The organism is Amycolatopsis rhabdoformis, from assembly GCF_035918295.1.
Lineage (GTDB): Bacteria > Actinomycetota > Actinomycetes > Mycobacteriales > Pseudonocardiaceae > Amycolatopsis > Amycolatopsis rhabdoformis.
Genome location: NZ_CP142149.1, coordinates 4731423 through 4750108 on the forward strand (window position 1 = coordinate 4731423; position 18686 = coordinate 4750108).

Consider the following 18686-nt stretch of genomic DNA (forward strand, 5'->3'; position numbering starts at 1 on the left):
GCATTCCCACACTGTGCACCCTCTCCCCGGGGGAGAGTCGAGCCGGGTTGACCCTCTCCCCGGGAGAGGCCCGACCGTGGTGGGGACCAGCCAGCCGACCACCGGGAGAGCCCCGCATGAACACCGTCCTGCCCCAGCCGATCACCGAATACCTCGCCGCGCACCAGGTCCACGACGCCGGCCGCACGCTGCCGCTGTTCGCCCCGGACGCCGTCGTCGCCGACGACGGGCACACCTACCGCGGCCACGCCGAGATCCGCGGCTGGCTCGGCCGCGCGGCGAGCGAATTCACCTTCACCACCACCCTGCTGGACACCGAGCAGGTGGACGACGACCACTACGTGACCACCCACCACCTCGAAGGCGATTTCCCCGGCGGCGCGGTCGATCTGCACTTCCGGTTCACCCTGCACGCCGGGCTGATCACGCACCTGGTCATCGAACCCTGACCCCGCGCGGAAAACCCCGCGACACCACCGGCGCCCGCCGGTTATGGTGGTTCTCGTGATCGCGGGGTTTCCCCGGGACCACACCAGGTTCGGAGGTGTCCGGTGCGCAGGCAACGGTTACTTCTTGGTGTCACAGGTTCGATTCCTGTCCGCCCCGGGCGACCGGGGCGCGGCTCTGCTCGCAGAGCTGTCGTGTCACCGTCGCCGATCTTTACTCGGGCGCGTCCGAACCGCACTCGAACACTTCACGCGGACAACGGGTTTCTCCCGCTGTCCGCGTGACCCGGCACTCCCGGTGCGCAGCCCCGCGGTTACTTCCTCGACCGAAATCACCACGGGGCGGACTTTTCTCGGGAGCGACGATTTCAGGTGGGCCCGGTGCGCAGGCACCGGTTACTTCCACTGTTAATGGGCGGGTTGCGGGTTCGAATCCCGTCACCCCGGGAAACCGGGGTGTAGCTCAATTCGGCAGAGCAGCTAATGTACCGTGGCCGAATTTTTCTCGGGCCCACCTGAAATCGTCGCTCCCTCCATTCCACTTCAGAGGGGGTCGACCATGGCCAAGTTCAACCTGTTCCGCGCGCGCCCGGCGGCCCGCTCGCCGATCTCGAGCGAGGCCGTCGCGAGCGGGCGCACCCACGAAGGCGCGCCCGGCTACGCGCGCGACGTCTGGAGCGAGCTGTTCCTGCTCGCCGTGACCAACCTGGTCGGTGAGCACACGTTCTACGAAAGCGCCACGCAGCGCGACACCCGCTACGCCGAGCTCGTGCGCGCCGCGACGCTCGCGGATCCCGAGTGGACCGCGCGGCTGCTCGCGTGGCTGCGCCGGGACGCGAACCTGCGCACCGCGGCGCTCGTCGGCGCGGCCGAGTTCGCCGCCGCCCGGCGCGAGGCGGGCCTCGAAGGCCTGTCGCGCCAGGTCGTGGCGAGCGTGCTGCAGCGGGCCGACGAGCCGGGTGAGCTGCTCGCCTACTGGACCGGCGTCCACGGCCGCACCGTGCCCAAGCCCGTGAAGCGCGGCATCGCCGACGCCGCCCAGCGGCTCTACACCGAGAGCTCCGCGCTCAAGTGGGACTCCGACGCGCGCGGGTTCCGGTTCGCCGACGTCCTCGGTCTCACCCACCCCAACCCGCGCGAGCAGTGGCAGAGCGCGCTGTTCGAGCACCTGCTCGACGTCCGGTTCCACGCCGAGCGCGAGCTGCCTGCGGAACTGGGCACGCTGACGGCGCACCGTGCGCTGATGGCGTGGCCGGTGCAGCGGCGGCGCGAGCTGATGGCGTCGGGGACCGCGACCGCCGAGCTGCGCCGGGCCGGGATGACGTGGGAGTCGCTCGCCGGGTGGCTGCAGGGGCCGCTGACCGCGGCCGCGTGGGAGGCGATGATCCCGTCGATGGGCTACATGGCGCTGCTGCGCAACCTGCGCAACTTCGACCAGGCCGGCGTTTCCGACGAGGTCGCGCAGGCCGTCGCGGCGCGACTGGCCGACCCGGAGCAGGTCGCGCGGTCGAAGCAGCTGCCGATGCGGTTCCTCTCGGCCTACCGGGCGGCGCCGTCGCTGCGCTGGGCGTGGGCACTCGAGCAGGCGATCACACTCTCCCTCGCGAACGTGCCGCAGCTGCCGGGCCGCACGCTGGTCCTGGTGGACACCTCGTACTCGATGCACGCGCCCTTCTCGCGCGACGGCTCGCTGATGCGGTGGGACGCGGCCGCCGTGTTCGGGCTCGCGCTCGGCCTGCGGTGCGCGAAGGCCGACGTGGTGACCTTCGCGTTCGACTCGCAGGAGTTCCCGCTGCGACAGCGGGAATCGCTGCTGAAGGCAGTGGAGCGCTGGCGCGGCGGCGGGTACTTCCTCGGCGGTGGCACCGACACGGCCCGCGCGGTCCGGCGGCACCTGCGGGGTCACGACCGCGTGGTGATCCTCACCGACGAGCAGGCCACGGGCGGCAACGTCGGGCAGGCCGTGCCGGCGGACGTTCCGCTCTACACCTGGAACCTCGCCGGGTACGAGCGCGGCCACGCCCCCAGCGGCGGCCGCAACCGCCACACCTTCGGCGGCCTGACCGACCAGGCCTTCCGGATGATCCCGCTGCTGGAAGCGGGCCAGAACGCCGACTGGCCGTTCTGAGCGCCTCGAGTGTCGTGATCGGACGGTGCGCACCACCGTCCGATCACGACACTTCCGGGTCACGACACTCCCGGATCACGACAGTGGCCGATCAGGCGAGCGCCCGATCGTCGCGAGTGCCCGGTCACGAGCGGTCTCAGGCCAACCGGTACAGCAAAACCGCGCGCGATTGGACCAGTCGCGCGCGCGAGGGCGGACCTAACCTCGGCCCTATGATTCTTTCTCCCGATTCAGGCAGCACCTACGACAACCTGCTCACGCGCACCCCGCCGTTCATGCCGGACAACGCGCACTTCATGGTCGGCGTCGTCACGATCCCGGCCGGCGACCCGGGCAGCGGCCCGCACCGGCACTCCGGTCCCGTGTTCGGTTACGTGATCGAGGGCGAGATCCTCTTCGAGCTCGAAGGCGAGGAGCCCTACCCGATCAAGGCCGGCGAGGCGTTCTGGGAGCCCGGCGGTGAGGTCGTGCACTACCAGGCCGGCAACCTGCGCGACGACATCGCGAGCAAGTTCGTGGTGTGCATGGCCTGCGCACCCGACGTGCCGATGCTCACTTTCCTCACCGAAGACGAGATCCGCGAGCGCGACCACCTGCGCCACCCGAGCGCCCGCCGGAAGGCCTGACTTTTTCACCGCCTGCTGTCTCCCGGTGCGGAGGCAGCAGGTTCGGGTCAGGCCCGGCCGTAGGCCTTGCGGGCCAGGCGCGCCGCCGAGGGCGCGTGGCTGTCGGCCTCGGCCCGGATGTCCGCGATCGTCTGCGCCGCCAGGGCTTTGCGCCACTGCAGCTCGGCGTGCTGCATCGCCGAATCGACCGCGCAGCGGCGGCGGAACGCGCTGCGCGGCGCCTCCTGGCCCATGCCCTGCTGCCGGATTTCGGTGCACTGGAACGCGAGATCGCGCCCCTCGATGGCGGCGACCACGTCCATGAGCGTGATGTCCTCGGGCCGGCGCGCGAGCACGAACCCGCCGCGCGCGCCCGGGAGCGACCGCAGCAGGCCCGCGCGGACGAGGGCCTGCAGCTGTTTGTTCAGGTACGCCACGGGAAGCTCGTAGCTGGCCGCCAGCGTCGCAGTGGATACCGGCTCGTCGTCGTCGAGCCACGCGAGCGACAGCAGGACATGGACGGACCACTCGACACCCTGGTTCATCCGCACGGCCGCTATCCTAGACAATCTGGACCTCGCAAGTCAAGGTTCGGCTTGCGAGGCCCGGCGCACACCTGCGACCATCGGAATCCCCATGCAGTGCACGAGGAGCGGCGAAGTGACCGAAGTGGCCGGTGGCGGCTTGACCGACGCGGTGACAGCGTTCGAAGGCGTGCGCCCGCGGTTGTTCGGCATCGCCTACCGCCTGCTGGGCACGGCGGCCGACGCCGAGGACGTGGTGCAGGACACGTGGATCCGCTGGCAGCGCACGGATCGCGCCGCGGTGCGCAACCCCGAGGCCTTCCTCGTGACCACCGCGAGCCGCCTGGCGCTCACCGCCGCGACCTCGGCCCGCGCGCGCCGCGAGCTCTACGTCGGCCCATGGCTGCCCGAACCGGTCCCGACCGCCGACGCCACCGGCGAAGGGGACCTCGAACGCGGTGAGGCGCTCGAGCTCGCCGTGCTCGTGCTGCTCGAACGGCTGACCCCGCAGGAGCGCGCGGTGTACGTGCTGAAGGAGGCCTTCGACTACCCGTACCGCGACATCGCCGGCTTCCTCGACATCACCGAGGACAACGCCCGCCAGCTCAACCACCGCGCCCGTGCCCACGTGACGCGCGAACGCGGCGCCCACGTAAGCCCGGCCGAGCGCGACCGCCTGCTACGGGCGTTCCTCGCCGCCGCGCGCGCCGGCGACCTCGAAGGCCTGCAGAGCCTGCTCGCCGAAAACGCCGTGGCCTACGCCGACGGCGGCGGCGTGGTCACCGCCGCCCGCATCCCGGTGCAGGGGCGCGAGCGGGTGGCCCAGTACCTGGCGCGCACCGTGGCGATCTACGGGCAGAACACCACGACCACGGTGGTGGCCGCCAACGGGCAGCACGTCGTGCTGGTCTCCCGCGACGGCGAGCCCCTGGCGGCGTGCTGGATCGAGGCGTCCCCCGAGGGCATCGACGAGGTGTGTGTCCTGGTGAACCCGGCGAAACTCGCCCGGCTGGCCGCGGCGTGACCTCGGCCGGGTCCGGCGGCCGCGGTGGCGACGCGCCACGGCCGACGGGCCGGATCACCACGGCAGCCACGAGCCGGTTCGGCACGGACCCCGGAGCGGGCTCGGCCCCCGCGCTGAACCTCGCCGAGCCGCCCGGATGACCGCGCTCGGCATCGATCTGCACCTCGACCTCGGCGCCGGCGGTGAGCCGCGGGCGCGGGCGATCGAGGCGGCGCTGCGGGAGGCGATCACGTCGGGCCGGCTGACGGCCGGCACGCGGCTACCGGGCACGCGCAGCCTGGCCGTGGACCTCGGGATCGCGCGCGGCACCGTCGTCGAGGTCTACGCGCAGCTGGTCGCCGAGGGGTGGCTGGTGAGCGCGACCGGCTCGGGCACCCGGGTCGCCGAGAACCGGGTACCGGTGGCGAAGAGCGCGCCGGCCGCAGGCCGAGCGCCCGCGGCGCCGAGGCTGCTCGACCTGTGGCCGGGGCGGCCGGACCTGAGCCTGTTCCCGCACGCCCTGTGGTCGGCGAGCGTGAAGCGCACGCTGCCCGAGTCCACTTTGGACTACGGAGACCCGGCGGGACGGCGGCAGCTGCGCGAGGCGGTCGCCGCCTACGTTTCGCGCACCCGCGGTGTGCTCGCCGAGCCCGAGGCCGTGGTGATCACCAGCGGCTTCACCCACGGCCTCGCGCTGCTGGCCCGCGCGTTGCAGACGTCGGGCGTCCGCGTGATCGGTACCGAGGACCCGGGACTCGTGCACCACCGGCGGCTCATCCACGGCGCCGGCCTCGCGACCGCTCCCCTGCCCGTGGGCCCCGACGGCGCCGACCCGGCGGCTCTGCGGCCGGAGTGGGGCGCCGTGTTGCTCACCCCCGCGCACCAGCACCCGCGCGGCGTCGTCCTGAGCGCCGCTTCGCGCGTGGCCTTCGTCGACTGGGCCCGGGACCGCGACGCCTACCTCATCGAAGACGACTACGACGGCGAATTCCGCTACGACAAGCACCCCGTGGGCGCGCTGCAGGCGCTGGACCCGTCGCGGGTGGTCTTCGCGGGCAGCACCAGCAAGTCGCTGGCGCCCGGCCTCCGCCTGGGCTGGCTCGTGCTCCCGCCGCGCCTGCGCCTGCCCGTGCTCGACGCCGTCGCCCTCACCGGCGCCATCCCCGGTGCTCCGGCGCAGCTCGCCCTCGCCGACCTGCTGCGGCGCGGCGACTACGACCGCCACGTGCGCCGCGCGCGCCAGGTCTACCGCAAACGACGGACCGAGCTGGCCGCCCGGCTGGCCGCGCTCACCCCTGTGCCGCTCGACGGTGTCCCGGCCGGCCTCCACTCGCTGCTGCCCCTCGCGTCCCGCCGGGAGGAGAGCCGGCTGGTCAACGCCGGCCTCCTCGCGGGCGTGCGCCTGATGGGCCTGCAGGCGAGCGGCTACTGGCACTCGGCGGACGAGCCCCGGGCCGGGCTGATCATCGGCTACGCGACCCCGCCGCAGCATTCATGGCGCCCGGCGCTCGACGCGTTGGCGGGGTTGCTGAACGGCGCCGGCATCGCGCCCTGGTGACGGTCAGCCCAGGGTGAAGCCTTCCCGCCACGACGGCCGGCTCGGGGCCCAGCCCAGGTCCTTGCGGGCGTGGGTGTTGTCGGCGCCGCGGGCCCAGGGGGTGCGCTCGGCGTCGGAGTGGGCAGGTGCCGGCGCGCCGACGGCGGCGCAGAAGACCGGAGCCCACTCGTGGCCAGGCACGGGGTCGTCGTCGCAGACGTTCACCGCACCGCTGGGCCAGGCCAGCGCGTCGACGGCAGCCGAAGCGGCGTCGGCGATGTGCAGGAAGCTGGCGACGTCGGCGGTGGCGGGCAATTGGCCGGCGCGGGCGAGCTGGTCCATGAGGCCGTCGGCGGCGTACCAGGTGTCGGCGCCGTAGAGGGTGCCGTAGCGCAGGATCACCCATTCCGGCAGTTCGGCGACGGCGTGCTCGAGGCTCGCGATGCCCGACACGGTGGCGAGGCGATCGGCGGCGCCGGCCAGGTCGAGCGGCGTTTCCTCCGTGGCCGGGGTGGTACCGGGCTCGTACGCCCAGGAGATGCTCTGCGCGATCATCCGCCGCACCCCGGCGGCCTTCGCGGCGTCGACGAGGTTGCGCGTGCCGACCGTGCGCACCCGGGCGTTCGCCACGCGGTCACCCGAGCCGAGGTCGGTGAGCTGGTGCATCACCACGTCCGGCGCGGCGGCCCCGACGAGCTCGGCCAGCGCCGGCGCGTCGTACACGTCGCCGAGCACGGCGGTCGCGCCCAGCGCGGTGATCCGGTCGGCCGAGTCCGCGCCGCGCGCCAGCCCGATCACCTCGTGGCCCCGCGCGAGCAGCGCCGGCACGGCGTGCCGCCCGACGACGCCGGACGCCCCGGCGAGAAAGACCCGCATCACATTCCCTTCGACAGTCCGCAGTGGACGATCCGTCCGGCCTCCAGCCAACCAGCCGCGGCCACGGGCCGGTAGTCCACTTCGGGTCCGCCACGCTGGACCGGTTCACGCCGCGTCCGCGTGCGGAAACCGGCGGAAACTGCTCGAATGCCCCCGGTTCGGGTGGCGCCGCGCGAGCCCGGCCGGACACGGAGTGCTGGATCACAATCGCGGCCTGTCACATCCGGGGCGCGCGTTCAGTCTGGGAGGTGATCCACATCCGAGACCGAGGGGGAACCGATGCGAGTGGCAGTAGCCGGCGGCACGGGGCTGGTGGGCGCGCTGGTCGTGCACGAACTGGCGGCGCGCGGACACGACCCGGTCGTGCTCGCGCGTTCGTGCGGTGTCGACTTGACGACCGGCGCCGGTCTCGCGGGGCGGCTCGACGGCTGCGCCGAGGTGGTCGACGTGACCAACGTCGGGGCCGTGCGCAAGAAGCCCGCGGTCGGCTTCTTCGCCGCGGCCACGCGCAACCTGCTCGACGCCGCGGCCGAAGCCGGGGTACGGCACGTGGTCGCGCTGTCGATCGTCGGCGTCGACGAGGTGGACCTCGGCTACTACTTCGGCAAGCGCAAGCAGGAGGAGCTCGTGCGCGAGGGCCCGGTGCCGTGGACGATCCTGCGGGCCACGCAGTTCCACGAGTTCCCGGAGCCCTTTGTGGACGGTGCGCGCGGGCCGTTCGTGGTGGTGCCGCAGGAACTTTCGCAGCCCGTGTCGGCCGGCGAGGTAGCGCGGGCGCTCGCCGACAGCGTCGGCCGGGAGCCCGGCGGGTACGCGCGGCCGCTGGCCGGGCCCGAGCGGCTGCAGATGGCCGACATGACGCGCCGCCTGGTCAAGGCGCGCGGCGCGCGCAAGATCGTGGTGCCGGTGCGGCTGCCCGGCGCCGTGGGCCGGGCGATGACCGGCGGCGCGCTGCTCCCGAAGGAAGACCACGCCCAGGGCGAGCGCACGTTCGCCGAGTACCTGCGCCGCGTCGCCGCGCGCGCGTGACCCCCACCGTCCGGAAAGGACTCTCGTGAACACCCTCGCCGTCCGGCTCGCGCTGGTGATCCCGTTCCTCGACACACTGGTCGTCGGCTTCTGGAACCAGCTGTTCCCCGAAAGCTTCTACACCACGTTCCCCACCGTGGACCTGAACCCGCCGTTCAGCGAGCACTTCGCCCGCGACTTCGGCGGCACGTCGCTGGCCATCGCGGTGGTGCTCGGCATCGCGCTGGTGAAGCCGAAGACCCACTACGTGGTGCCCGCGGCCGTGGGGTTCTCGGTGTTCGCGGTACCGCACTTCTTCTTCCACCTGCTCGAGACGCATCCGGAGATGATGTGGCAGGAAGTGGTGCTCACCGCCGCGAACGCCCTGGTCGCGCTGCTCGGGCTCGCCGCGATCGCGCTGGCTCTGCTGCGCGACCGGCGCCGGGCCTGACTACTCGGGTTTCACCCGGTACGGATCGAGCGCGGCCGTGGGCTCCCGGCCGACGAACTCGCCGGCGGACCGCCACATCTCCCGTTCGCCGGCGAGCTGCCCGGGCAGCGTGAGCTTGAGGGCCTCGGCCAGCGGCGCGCGCCCGAGGTTCACCATCGCTCGCACGGCGCCGGCCCACTCGTCCGTGGCCACCACGGCCACGCGGTACCAGACCGCGGCCAGCACCAGCAGCGCCACCAGAGCGCCGGCCGTGACCCACGGCAGCTCGGCCCACCCGCCGATGAGGGTGACGGCGGCCGCCACCGCGACCAGCACGTGGCCGTAGAGCAGGCTGACGAAGAAGTCGACGTTCGTGCGCCCGTCCTCCACCTGCTTGCGCACGGGTTCGGGGACGACCGCGTTGAGCTCGTGCCAGAGCACCTGCGAATCGAGCAGGTAGCGGTCGTGGCCGTACTCCTCGAAGCGGCGGATCGCGTTGCCCAGCCGGGTCGCGGCGATCTGCGCGTCGCTCGGGAAACGGCGCAGGCGTTCGGTGAGCAGCGCGTGCCAGACCGCGCCCTTGCGCGCGTCGCGAGCGACGTACGGGCCGAGCACCGGGTGGCGCCGGAACGCCTCCAACACCGGCCGGTCCGCCTCGGCCAGCCGCCCGGCCTCGTCGCGGCGCGCCAGCGTGACCGCGTCGACCCGGTTGCGCAGCAGGTGCTTGCGCGCGAGCTGCCGCCGGCACCGCGCGCGGAACAGCCGGCCGGGCCAGCCGAGATAGCCTTCGAGCACGCGGTAGAGCGGCGTCTGCAGCGCCGCGAGCACCAGGCCCAGCATCGCCGTGGCCAGCACCGCGATGACCGCCGTCCACCCCGCGTCGATGTTCAGCGCCCCGACCCGCCGCGGCCCCGGCGCGACCACCACGCCGAACACCACCACGTTGATCAGGCTCGGCAGGATCCACCCGACCAGCAACGCCCGCGCGCCACCGAGGGCGCCTTGGAGGATTCCGTTCACGGGGCGCTATCCCCGGCCTTTCAGGCGGCGCAGGAGCCGGCGCCAGGCCGGGTCGCGCAGGTCGTCGTAGGGTCCGGGCACGGTGGGGTGCCTCGCGCTGTCGGTCATCTCGTACCGTTCCGGCCCGACCTGCGGTCCTGGCGACGGGCGACCCCAGGGCTGCGGGATCACCGGCGGCCCGGGCGGTAACGCGGTGGCTTCTTGCCAGGGTGAGGTCGGTGGGGCCTGGCTCGTGACCTCGAACGCCGGCCCGGGCTGCTCGGCGCCTTCCGTCGTGGAGGACCCGAACGGCGGTCCGGGCGGCACCCCGCCCTGTTGCGGCTGCGAGTGCGGGTACGCCTGCCACGCCGCCGCGGAGCCGTAGTCGACCACTCTCGAAGCCTCCGCAGAAAACGGCGGCCCCGGAGGCAGGCTTCCGTAGCCACCTTGGCTCGAGGCCGCATTCGTGTCCGGGGGCGACGCCGTGGGTGGTCCGTACGGCCGAGTGCGGCGGCCGATGAAGGGCGGGGTTCCCGAGCTCGAGTCGTCGACGGAGAGCGGCGGGCCGGGGGGTCGGATGCCCGCTGGGCCGGCCGACTCGGGCGGCGTGGGCCCGGGCGGGTCGAGTGGCTGGGTGGTGAAGGAGATGCCGCCGATCGAGAGGGTGCCGGCGGCGAAGCCCAGGGGTGGCGTGGGTGGTTCGGGTTCGTCGAGGCGGGCGGCCGGCGGCGGTCCTGGTGGTGCGCCTGGCGACGGGCGGTGGTGCACCGGTGTGTCGGTGGAGAGCGCCCGCTCCGGAAACACCCGTTCGTAGATCGGCGTCGGCTCGGGTGCGCCCTCGGGGCTGGGCCCTGCCCCCGTCCGCGCGGTCTCTCCGGCATCGACGGAAGGAGCGGCCGTGTCCGGACGGTGCGGGTCCTCGGGCGGCGGTGGTTCGTGGGCACGGTCGGGATCGGCTGGGTCGTTGTCGTCCGAAGGTGTCATGAGGGCCCCCGTCGTTGTCGCGGGGTCAACCCTAGTGGGGCCGGTGGGGAGGGGGAACCGAATGGGGAATCAGGACGGACCCAGATCCGAGGAGAACCAGTGTTCGGGGCGCATGGTGATGACGATGTGCGGGCCGATGTGGGTTCGCTCGAAGGTGAGGAAGGGCGTGACTTTCTCCGGTGGCAGGTAACGCGCCACCATTTCGCGGGCGTGCTCCTCCGTGTCGGGGGCGGTGGTGGTGACCGGGCCTTCCACGGAGACGTAGCGGACGGTGGGTGCGGTTCGCTGCACCATCAGGGTGAACCGGCCGCCCTCGGCGATCGCTCGGGCCTTGCGGGTGTCCGGGGGTGTGCGGATCCAGAGTTCGCCGCCCGGGGTGTACTGGTACCAGATGGGCACGACGAGCGGTGCGCGGTCGGGCCGCTCGGCCACCGACAGCGCGCCGACGTGGGGTTCGGCCAGGAACTGTTCGCGTATTTCAACGGTCAACGCCATGACTCAGGACGCTACGCCGGGGGTCCGACAAAAAACGCGCGCGCGGATCGCGGATTCCATTGTAGACAGACTATTCACGCCATGTAACGCTCATGAAAGCGCTTGCGACTCAACCGGGGTACCTCTTTAACGACGCCGAGAGGAATGGGGAAAATGACGATGACCCGACTCGATGACCGCGACCTGACGCCTGCCCCGTGACGGGCTCCGGGCAGGACACCGTCCTGGTCGTGGGCGCCGGCCCGGTGGGGCTCACCCTCGCCGCCGAGCTGGTGCGCCAGGGGGCGCGCGTGCGGGTGGTCGAGGAGCTCACGGAGCCGACCACGCAGTCCCGCGCCGTGGTGGTGCACCCGCGCACGCAGGAACACCTCGCGGCGATGGGCGTGCTCGACGGGATGGTCCGCGAGGCCGCCGCGGTGACCGCCCTGGAGATCTACGCCGGACACAACCCCCGACAACCCGACCGCCGACAAGCGACCGGTGAAACCCGGCAGGCCACCGGCCAATCGGGCGGGCAGCCGGCCGTTCCGCAGCGCACGACCGAACCGGCCGCGACATCGCCCTCGACGCCGCAACAGACGGCGCCGCCCACTGGCGGGCAGCCCGCGGCGCCGCAACCAACCGCAGGACAGGCGCCGCCCCGAACCACGCCACAACAGACCGCGGTGCCGCCCGCCGCAGGACGAGCCGCGGCGCCGCAAACCGCACCGCACCGGCCTGCCGTGCCACCCACGGTCGGGCAGCCGACCGCGCACCAACCCCCGCAACACCAACCCACCCAGCCGCAGCCCGTCGTTCGGCAACCCACCGTGCGTCTCGACACCGGGCGGCTCGCCACCCGCTACCCGCGCATCCTCGACCTGCCCCAGCCCCGCACCGAGGCCCTGCTCGCCGAGCGCGTGGCCGAACTGGGCGTCCAGGTGGAACGCGGCGTGGCTCTCGAGAGCCTCAAGCAGGACTCCGGTGGCGTCACCGCCACCTTCACTTCCGCGGCCGGCCGTGAGCGGTCGCGGTACGCGTGGGTGGTCGGCGCGGACGGGGGGCACAGTACGACGCGCACGGCCGTCGGCACGCGGATCGAAGGGGTGTTCGAGGGGCAGCATTTTCTGTTCGCCGACGTGGCCGCGACGACGGAATTCGCACCGGACGCCGTGCGGATGTTCGCGCATCCCGCCGGCATCGGCGGGGCTTTCCCGATGCCGGGCGGCCGGACGCGGCTGTTGTTCCAAGTCGAACCTCCGCCGCCCGGTGCGGTGCCGACGATCGCCGAGACGCAGGCGCTCGTGGACGAGCGCGCGGGTGGGGCCTGGCGCGTGACCGACGCGCATTGGCTCACCTACTTCGAGATCCACCACGGCCAGGTGCCCCGCTACCGCCACGGCCGCGTGCTGCTGGCGGGCGACGCCGCGCACATCCACAGCCCGGCGGGCGGCCAGGGCATGAACACCGGCATCCACGACGCGGTGAACCTCGCGTGGAAACTCGCCCTCGTGAGCACCGGCCGCGCCGACCCCGTGCTGCTCGATTCCTACCACGCCGAACGGCATCCGGTCGGCGCCTCGGTGGTCAAGCAGACCACGCGGATGACGGACACCGCCACCGACCGCGGCCTGCGCACCCTCGCGCTGTTCCTGGCCGGCCACCTGCCGCCCATGCGTGACGAGCTGATCTCCGGCATCTCCGAGGTCGACATCCACTATCGCCACAGCCCGATCGTCACCGGCCACGCGGGGTCGCGGCGGCACCCGCGCCCCGGCGACCACGCGCCTGACCTGCCGGGCCTGCGCACCGCCGACGGCACGCCGACCTGCCTCGACGAACTCCTCCGCCGACCCGGCCACCTGCTGCTCACCGCCGTCCAGGACGAAGCGGTCCTCGACCGGTTCCGCGCGGCGCTGGCCGGCCTCGGCACGGTCGTCCCCGTCAGCCGAACGGCGGCCACCGGCCTCCACGACCCCGAAGACTCCTTCGCCACCCACTACGGCACCGGCGACCACGGCCTCGCCCTCATCCGGCCCGACGGTTACCTCGGCCTCATCACCCGCGAAGCCACCCCGGCGGCCGTCGCGAGCTACGTGCAGCGGCTCCTCCACGGCTGAGCAGCACCAAACCCTCAAGGCCCACAACGACGACCTGACCGCGTAGTAACCGGAACGCCCCCAGCACCGTGAGAGCGTCCGGCACCCTCCGAGTGCCGGAATCGGTACGCGGCAACGGTTGCGCCCCGAGCTGCTGCGGCGCCCGACCAAGCGCGCGCCGACCGGCAGGAGTTCCGTCCCCAACGCCCGAGACGATCATCGTGGCGCCCAACACCGGTTACGTCCGAGCGCGACTGTTCATCGACACCTATGCGCCCTCAGGGCAGTGGTGCAGCCGTCGCCGCACCCGGGACACGGCGCTGGCGCGCGAAGCAGTGCCAGCCGAGAAAACCGAGGGCCAGCAACAGGTAGCTGTTGCCGATCACGTGATCCACCGGCCCCCAGGTCAGCTCGCGCAGATCGTTGGCGGGCAGCAGCGAGTGGGGCGCGACGATGAAGATCGCGACCACGACGAGCAACCCGATCACCGCGCGCGCGTTCGTGGCCCGGGCGGCCAGCAGGATCGTCGCCGGCACGATCCAGACCCAGTGGTGCGACCACGAGATCGGTGAGCACACGAGGACCGCGGCCGCGTTGAGCAGGAAGGCCATCGGGTCGCCGGCGCGGCGCATGGCGGCCACGGCGAACAGCAGCGCGGCGAGCGTGGCCACCGCGACCAGTACGAGCGTCGGCGCCGGCGAGAGGCCGAAGCGGTGCACGGCGCCCTGGATCGTCTGGTTGGTGGCGAAGATCGAGCCGCTCATGCCCGACGCGCCGGTGAGTCCGCCGCCGAACCAGTACTTCGCCGAAGCCTGCGGTGCCACCGCGAATCCGAGGGCGCCGGCCGCCACGAACGCGGCGAGTGCGGCGCCGATCGCTCGAAAGTCCTTCTTCAGCAGGAAAAACAGCAGGAAGCCGGCCGGGGTGATCTTCACGGCCGCGGCCAGGCCCACCAGAACCCCGCGCGGCAGCCGGGTTTTCGGTCCCAGGCAGTCGACCACGACCAGCGCCATGAGCACCAGGTTCACCTGGCCGAACCACAGCGTCTCGCGCACCGGCTCGAACGCCAGCGACGCCGCTCCGACCACGATCGCCGCCAGCACCGCGGTGGCGCGCGCGGCCCGCGGCCGCACCACCACGTACACCGTGCCGCCGAGCGCGGCCAGCGAAATCGCGAGCATGAGCACGGCCGCCACCGGCGTCGGCAGCGCGGCCGGCACCAGGAACAGGATCGCCGCGAAGGGCGGGTAGATGAACGGCAGCGACAGCCCCGCGCGGGTCGGGGCAGCGGCCCGTAGAGATCGTGGCCCTGCGCCAGGGCCTGCGCGCCGAGCCGGTAGATCTCCAGGTCGACCGGCCACAGCGTGCACACCGTGGCCAGCACCCCGGCTGTGAACACGACCGCGGCGGCCACCAGCGCCACCAGCACGCCACGGCGCGCCGTCGCCTCGTCCAACAGGTGTTTCAGCACTCCGGCCGGTGTCGCGTGCCCCCCAGGGCTTCGGAACGTGATCACCCCGTGATCATCCACGGTGCGTGATCGTTTCACCGAGTCGGGGGGTGAGCGATCACCCACCGAAACCTCCGAAGCTCGCCGGTGCGGGGCTCGAGCCGCTCGCCGGGGGTGTGCGTCCGCCGGTTCAGCGGGCCCGGCGCGACGCGGCCGCCGCCACCATCCCGAGCGCCAGATCCGCGTAGTACTCCCCCAGCTCCTCGGGCGAGTCCGCGCCATCGAGCCGGTACCAGCGCACGAGGTCGACGCCGAGCGACAGGATCGCGCGCACCACGCGGTGGGCGTCCGCGTCCGGGAACGCGCCGGCGGTGATGCCGTGGGTGAGCGCGTCGTGGAACACCGACGTGGACCGGCGGCGCAGGCCGACGATCACCTCGTAGTGCTCGGACGTGAGCGCGCCGAGCTCGTACTGGCTCACGCGGGCGGCCACGTGGTGGCGGGCGTGCCACGAGACGAAGGCGGCGACGAGGCCACGCAGGTGCGTGGCGGGGTCGGTGTCGGGCGGGACAAGCGTCAGCACGTCGAGTGAACTCTTGTGCCCGGTGCGGGTGATCTCGAAGAGCACTTCCTCTTTGGAGCTGAAGTGCACGTACAACGCCGCGGGCGACAGCCCGGCCGCGGCGGTGATGTCCCTGGTCGTGGTGGCGTGGAAGCCCTGGGCGGCGAAGCAGCGCACGCCACCGGTGAGCAGGCCGCGCGCGGCCTTGCCGAAGCCCTCGTCCCAGAGCGCCGGCGAATCGTCCACCAGATCGGGGAGCGCGGATCGCTGTGCGCCCATGGGGTTCCTCCTGTCGCGACCCGCGGAGCCCTTGCTCCGCCCCACGGGGGTGTGTATCGTCGCACACCACCAGCGATTATGACTATGCGCTTAGTCATTGTCGCAGGTAGAGCTTCTGCCGCGATCCGTCGCCGATCGGGAGGAGGACACCGTGGACGTGTCCTGCGCGTTCCCCACCGCCCTGGGCTCTCCGGACCACATCGCCCTGGCCGAGCGACTCGGCTACCACCGGGCCTGGGTGTACGACACCCCTCAGCAGAGCCCCGACGTGTGGATGACCCTCGCCCTGGCCGCCGACCGCACCGAGCGCATCGGCCTCGGGCCGGGGGTGCTCGTGCCGAGCCTGCGCCACCCGATGGTCAATGCGGCGGCCACGGCCACCCTCGCCGCGCTCGCCCCCGGGCGCGTCGCCGTCGCGTTCGGCACCGGGTTCTCCGGCCGCCGCGCGATGGGTTACGGCGCCGTGCGGTGGTCGTTCATGGAGGCCTACCTGCGCGCCTACCGCGGGCTGCTGCGCGGGGAAACCGTGGAGTGGGAAGGCGCGCGGATGCGGATGCTGCACCCCGACGGCCACGCCCCGGCGCGCCCGGTCGACGTGCCGATCCTGGTCGGCGCGCTCGGCCCCAAGGGCCACAAGGTCGCGAGCGAACTCGGCGACGGCCTGTTCGCCACGCTGCAGACGCCCGAGTTCATGACGCAGTACGACTGGGTGCCGTTCCTCGAGTGGGGCACGGTGCTCGACGACGACGAGCCCACCGACTCCGAGCACGCCCGCGCGGCCGCCGGCCCCGGCTGGGCGCTGTCGTTCCACGGCGCCTACGAGTTCGGCGGCCCCGACGCGGTGCGCGCGCTGCCCGGCGGAGCGGAATGGCTTCAGGTGGTGGAAAAGACGCCGGAGGAAGACCGGCACCTCACCATCCACTCCGGACACTGCGTGAGCCTCAACGACGCCGACACCGCGGCGTGGCAGGCCGGCGGCCACAGCACGCTGCGCGCGGTGACGCTGAGCGGCACGCGCGACGAAGTCCGCCGCAAGATCGACGATTACGGCTCGCGCGGGGTCACGGAGATCGTGTTCCAGCCGTGCGGTCCCGAGATCGAGCGTGAGCTGACGCGGTTCCTCGACGCCGCCGCCGGTTGATCGTCCGTCCTATCCCCAGGGGAGCCATGAGCCGCGAAACGACTGTTGTCGCAGAAGGACTGTCCTACCTGGAGTGCCCGCGCTGGCACGAGAACCGGGTGTGGTTCGTCGACTTCTACACCCACCGCGTGTACTCGGCCGCCGAGGACGGCACCGATCTGCGCGTGGAAGCCGAGGTCCCGCAGCAGCCGGCCGGGCTCGGGTGGCTGCCCGACGGCCGGCTGCTGATCGTGTCGATGCGCGACCGCGTACTGCTGCGGCGCGAGCCCGACGGCTCGCTCGTGCGGCACGCCGATCTCTCCGCTCACGTGCAGGGCCACCCCAACGACATGGTCGTGGACGCGCGCGGCCGGGCGTTCCTCGGCGAGTTCGGCTTCGACCTCATGGGCGGCGCGCCGCTGAAATCGGCTTCGCTGCTGCGCGCGGATCCCGACGGCACCGTGACCACGGTCGCGCGGGATCTGTGGTTCCCCAACGGAAGCGTGGTCACCGACGACGGCGTGCTCCTGGTGTGCGAGACGTTCGGCAACCGCGTCACGGCGTTCGACGTCGCCGACGACGGGTCGCTGACCAACCGGCGGGTGTGGGCGCAGTTCGGCGAAGTGCCCTCGGGTGCGGACCTGGCGGCCTCGATCGCGCAGATCGTGGTGGGCGCCGACGGCTGCTGCCTCGACGCCGAGGGCGCGCTCTGGATCGCCGACGCCGTGGGCGCGCGGGTGATCCGCGTGCGGGAAGGCGGCGAGATCGTCGACGAGATCCCCACGGGCACCGGCGTGTTCGCGTGCATGCTCGGGGGCGCGGACGGCCGCACGCTCTACCTGTGCACCGCGCCGGACTTCGACGAGAACGCGCGGAAGAACGCTCGCGAAGGCCGCCTGGCCACAGCCCGAGTCGACGTTCCGCACGCCGGCTTGCCCTGAGGTTTCAGGGGTTCAGCCGCACCGGGAGCCGGGCCTTGCCGGAGAACACGATGGTGGGCAACGGGTCCAGCCGATCGGCCGGCTCGGCGAGCGCGAGGTCGGGGAAGCGCTCGAACAGCGCGGACACGGCCACCGTCGCTTCGGCGAGGCCGAGCGCGCCGGCGATGCAGCGGTGTACGCCGTGGCCGAAGGCGAGGTGGTCCTTGGCCGGGCGCCGGGCGTCGAAGGTCCCGGGGGCTTCGCTGTGCACACGCGGATCGCGGCCGACCGCGCCGAAGCCCAGCAGGATGGCCTCACCGCGGCGGATGAACACGCCCTCGCCGAGGTCGATGTCTTCGACGGCGTAGCGCAGCGGCATGTGCTGCACCGGGGAATCGGCGCGCAGGGTCTCGTCGAGCACGTCGTCCCACCGCGTCCGTCCCTTGAGGACGCCGGCGAGCTGGTCCGGGTGCGTGGCGAGGGCGAAGATCGCGTTGGTGATCAGCCCGGTCGTGGACGGGACGCCGCCGGCGATGGTCACGGCGAGCGCGAGCACGCGCTCCTCTTCGGTCAGCTCGGCCGCCTCGGCGAGGGTGGTGGCGAGGTCGTCGCCGGGGGTGTCGCGTTTGGCCGCGATCAGTGCGCCGAGGAACTCCATGACCTCGCCGAGGCCGGCCGAGGCTTCCTCCGGGTCGTCGGAAGGGGCCAGGAGCCGGCCGATGACCTTCGTCATCTCGGGCCAGGCCGAGGGAGCGACACCGAAGAGATCACTCAGTGTTTCGCACGCGACGACCGAGGCGTACCGGTCGCGGAGGTCGACGAGGTCGCCGGCTTCCGTGAGCTCGTCGAGGAGGTGGCGGAGGCGCTCGCGCAGGCGGGTTTCCAGGGCCTGCGTGCGCTGCGGGGTGAAGGCGGCTTCCATGATCGTGCGCAGGCGCGTGTGGTCGGGGCCGTAGGCGTTGAGCACGGTCGGGGCGATCAGGAACGGCGCGAGCGGCCAGTCCGCCGGCACGGCCGCCAGGTGCGGCCAGTGCTGCCGGGCGTCCCGGGAGGCGCGGGGGTCGGCGGCCAGGCTCTTCACCACGTCATAGCGGGTGACCGACCACGCGGTGACACCGCCGGACAGGTCCACGCGGACGGCGGGCCCCCGCTCCCGGAGGCGGTCGGCGTCCTCGTGGACGGACCGTCCGGTGAGGTCGAAGGGACACATCTGCGGAACTGCGGTCATCGGAAGACTTCCTT

The 18686-nt window shown here is 72.7% G+C and carries 18 protein-coding genes and 1 tRNA gene; 11 read left to right on the forward strand and 8 right to left on the reverse strand.

The annotated features are described in order from the left end of the window. Nucleotides 1-116 precede the first annotated feature (116 nt). The 4 genes from VSH64_RS21455 (at nt 117) to VSH64_RS21470 (ending at nt 3200) form a co-directional block, all read left to right on the forward strand. Nucleotides 117-449, forward strand: coding sequence for a nuclear transport factor 2 family protein (locus VSH64_RS21455; protein WP_326837424.1), 333 nt, complete (start codon nt 117-119; stop codon nt 447-449). A 374-nt stretch (nt 450-823) separates the two neighbouring features. Next, a tRNA-Ser gene (locus VSH64_RS21460) sits at nt 824-895 on the forward strand. 110 nt (nt 896-1005) lie between these two features. Then, on the forward strand, nt 1006-2574 hold the full coding sequence (locus tag VSH64_RS21465; protein WP_326837425.1) for a TROVE domain-containing protein: 1569 nt from the start codon (nt 1006-1008) through the stop codon (nt 2572-2574). A 212-nt stretch (nt 2575-2786) separates the two neighbouring features. Continuing rightward, nucleotides 2787-3200, forward strand: a complete 414-nt coding sequence (locus tag VSH64_RS21470) for a cupin domain-containing protein (RefSeq protein ID WP_326837426.1) — start codon at nt 2787-2789, stop codon at nt 3198-3200. Between the two features lie 47 nt (nt 3201-3247). Here the strand turns inward: VSH64_RS21470 and VSH64_RS21475 are convergent, their stop codons facing one another. After that, on the reverse strand, nt 3248-3724 hold the full coding sequence (locus VSH64_RS21475; RefSeq protein ID WP_326838001.1) for an RrF2 family transcriptional regulator: 477 nt from the start codon (nt 3722-3724) through the stop codon (nt 3248-3250). Nucleotides 3725-3839: 115 nt separating this feature from the next. Between VSH64_RS21475 and sigJ the strand changes: the two genes are divergently transcribed. Then, nucleotides 3840-4727: an RNA polymerase sigma factor SigJ gene (gene sigJ, locus VSH64_RS21480; RefSeq protein ID WP_326837427.1), complete on the forward strand. Its 888-nt coding sequence runs from the start codon at nt 3840-3842 to the stop codon at nt 4725-4727. 136 nt (nt 4728-4863) lie between these two features. Further along, nucleotides 4864-6264, forward strand: a complete 1401-nt coding sequence (gene pdxR, locus VSH64_RS21485) for a MocR-like pyridoxine biosynthesis transcription factor PdxR (RefSeq protein WP_326837428.1) — start codon at nt 4864-4866, stop codon at nt 6262-6264. A 3-nt stretch (nt 6265-6267) separates the two neighbouring features. Here the strand turns inward: pdxR and VSH64_RS21490 are convergent, their stop codons facing one another. Continuing rightward, nucleotides 6268-7119, reverse strand: a complete 852-nt coding sequence (locus tag VSH64_RS21490) for an NAD-dependent epimerase/dehydratase family protein (protein ID WP_326837429.1) — start codon at nt 7117-7119, stop codon at nt 6268-6270. Nucleotides 7120-7398: 279 nt separating this feature from the next. Here VSH64_RS21490 and VSH64_RS21495 point away from each other — a divergent pair, with 279 nt between their 5' ends. Together VSH64_RS21495 and VSH64_RS21500 are read left to right on the forward strand one after the other, a co-directional pair. Beyond that, nucleotides 7399-8148: an SDR family oxidoreductase gene (locus VSH64_RS21495; RefSeq protein ID WP_326837430.1), complete on the forward strand. Its 750-nt coding sequence runs from the start codon at nt 7399-7401 to the stop codon at nt 8146-8148. A gap of 25 nt (nt 8149-8173) precedes the next feature. After that, entirely contained in the window at nt 8174-8578 is a 405-nt protein-coding gene (locus VSH64_RS21500; protein ID WP_326837431.1) for a hypothetical protein, read from the forward strand. On the opposite strand, the gene VSH64_RS21505 is transcribed toward VSH64_RS21500, so the two are convergent. The 3 genes from VSH64_RS21505 to VSH64_RS21515 form a co-directional block, all read right to left on the reverse strand. Continuing rightward, nucleotides 8579-9577 (reverse strand): hypothetical protein, encoded by a 999-nt coding sequence (locus VSH64_RS21505; protein WP_326837432.1) that lies wholly within the window; start codon nt 9575-9577, stop codon nt 8579-8581. Between the two features lie 6 nt (nt 9578-9583). Further along, nucleotides 9584-9949, reverse strand: coding sequence for a hypothetical protein (locus tag VSH64_RS21510; protein WP_326837433.1), 366 nt, complete (start codon nt 9947-9949; stop codon nt 9584-9586). Between the two features lie 660 nt (nt 9950-10609). After that, nucleotides 10610-11035 carry a pyridoxamine 5'-phosphate oxidase family protein gene (locus VSH64_RS21515; protein ID WP_326837434.1) on the reverse strand — a complete coding sequence of 142 codons (426 nt, stop codon included), beginning with the start codon at nt 11033-11035 and terminating at the stop codon, nt 10610-10612. 197 nt (nt 11036-11232) lie between these two features. On the opposite strand from VSH64_RS21515, the gene VSH64_RS21520 reads away from it, so the two are divergent. Next, the gene (locus VSH64_RS21520; RefSeq protein ID WP_326837435.1) at nt 11233-13134 is read left to right on the forward strand and encodes an FAD-dependent monooxygenase; all 1902 of its coding nucleotides are present in this window, start codon (nt 11233-11235) and stop codon (nt 13132-13134) included. A 257-nt stretch (nt 13135-13391) separates the two neighbouring features. On the opposite strand, the gene VSH64_RS21525 is transcribed toward VSH64_RS21520, so the two are convergent. Next, complete coding sequence (locus VSH64_RS21525; protein WP_326837436.1) at nt 13392-14333, reverse strand: glycosyltransferase 87 family protein; 942 nt, start codon at nt 14331-14333, stop codon at nt 13392-13394. Nucleotides 14334-14753: 420 nt separating this feature from the next. Further along, on the reverse strand, nt 14754-15404 hold the full coding sequence (locus tag VSH64_RS21530) for a TetR/AcrR family transcriptional regulator (RefSeq protein WP_326837437.1): 651 nt from the start codon (nt 15402-15404) through the stop codon (nt 14754-14756). A gap of 151 nt (nt 15405-15555) precedes the next feature. Between VSH64_RS21530 and VSH64_RS21535 the strand changes: the two genes are divergently transcribed. Next, nucleotides 15556-16545 carry an LLM class flavin-dependent oxidoreductase gene (locus VSH64_RS21535; protein WP_326837438.1) on the forward strand — a complete coding sequence of 330 codons (990 nt, stop codon included), beginning with the start codon at nt 15556-15558 and terminating at the stop codon, nt 16543-16545. 26 nt (nt 16546-16571) lie between these two features. Beyond that, the gene (locus VSH64_RS21540; protein ID WP_326837439.1) at nt 16572-17465 is read left to right on the forward strand and encodes an SMP-30/gluconolactonase/LRE family protein; all 894 of its coding nucleotides are present in this window, start codon (nt 16572-16574) and stop codon (nt 17463-17465) included. 4 nt (nt 17466-17469) lie between these two features. Here VSH64_RS21540 and VSH64_RS21545 read toward each other — a convergent pair whose 3' ends face one another. Further along, the gene (locus VSH64_RS21545) at nt 17470-18672 is read right to left on the reverse strand and encodes a cytochrome P450 (protein ID WP_326837440.1); all 1203 of its coding nucleotides are present in this window, start codon (nt 18670-18672) and stop codon (nt 17470-17472) included. Nucleotides 18673-18686: the final 14 nt, after the last annotated feature.

Bases quoted from the DNA above. Each gene is read 5' to 3' on its own strand.
- VSH64_RS21470 (WP_326837426.1), top strand. From the start codon at position 2,787: ATGATTCTTTCTCCCGATTCAGGCAGCACCTACGACAACCTGCTCACG.
- VSH64_RS21490 (WP_326837429.1), bottom strand. From the start codon at position 7,119: ATGCGGGTCTTTCTCGCCGGGGCGTCCGGCGTCGTCGGGCGGCACGCC.
- VSH64_RS21495 (WP_326837430.1), top strand. From the start codon at position 7,399: ATGCGAGTGGCAGTAGCCGGCGGCACGGGGCTGGTGGGCGCGCTGGTC.
- VSH64_RS21545 (WP_326837440.1), bottom strand. From the start codon at position 18,672: ATGACCGCAGTTCCGCAGATGTGTCCCTTCGACCTCACCGGACGGTCC.
- VSH64_RS21540 (WP_326837439.1), top strand. From the start codon at position 16,572: ATGAGCCGCGAAACGACTGTTGTCGCAGAAGGACTGTCCTACCTGGAG.
- VSH64_RS21465 (WP_326837425.1), top strand. From the start codon at position 1,006: ATGGCCAAGTTCAACCTGTTCCGCGCGCGCCCGGCGGCCCGCTCGCCG.
- VSH64_RS21455 (WP_326837424.1), top strand. From the start codon at position 117: ATGAACACCGTCCTGCCCCAGCCGATCACCGAATACCTCGCCGCGCAC.
- pdxR (WP_326837428.1), top strand. From the start codon at position 4,864: ATGACCGCGCTCGGCATCGATCTGCACCTCGACCTCGGCGCCGGCGGT.
- VSH64_RS21530 (WP_326837437.1), bottom strand. From the start codon at position 15,404: ATGGGCGCACAGCGATCCGCGCTCCCCGATCTGGTGGACGATTCGCCG.
- VSH64_RS21515 (WP_326837434.1), bottom strand. From the start codon at position 11,035: ATGGCGTTGACCGTTGAAATACGCGAACAGTTCCTGGCCGAACCCCAC.
- VSH64_RS21475 (WP_326838001.1), bottom strand. From the start codon at position 3,724: ATGAACCAGGGTGTCGAGTGGTCCGTCCATGTCCTGCTGTCGCTCGCG.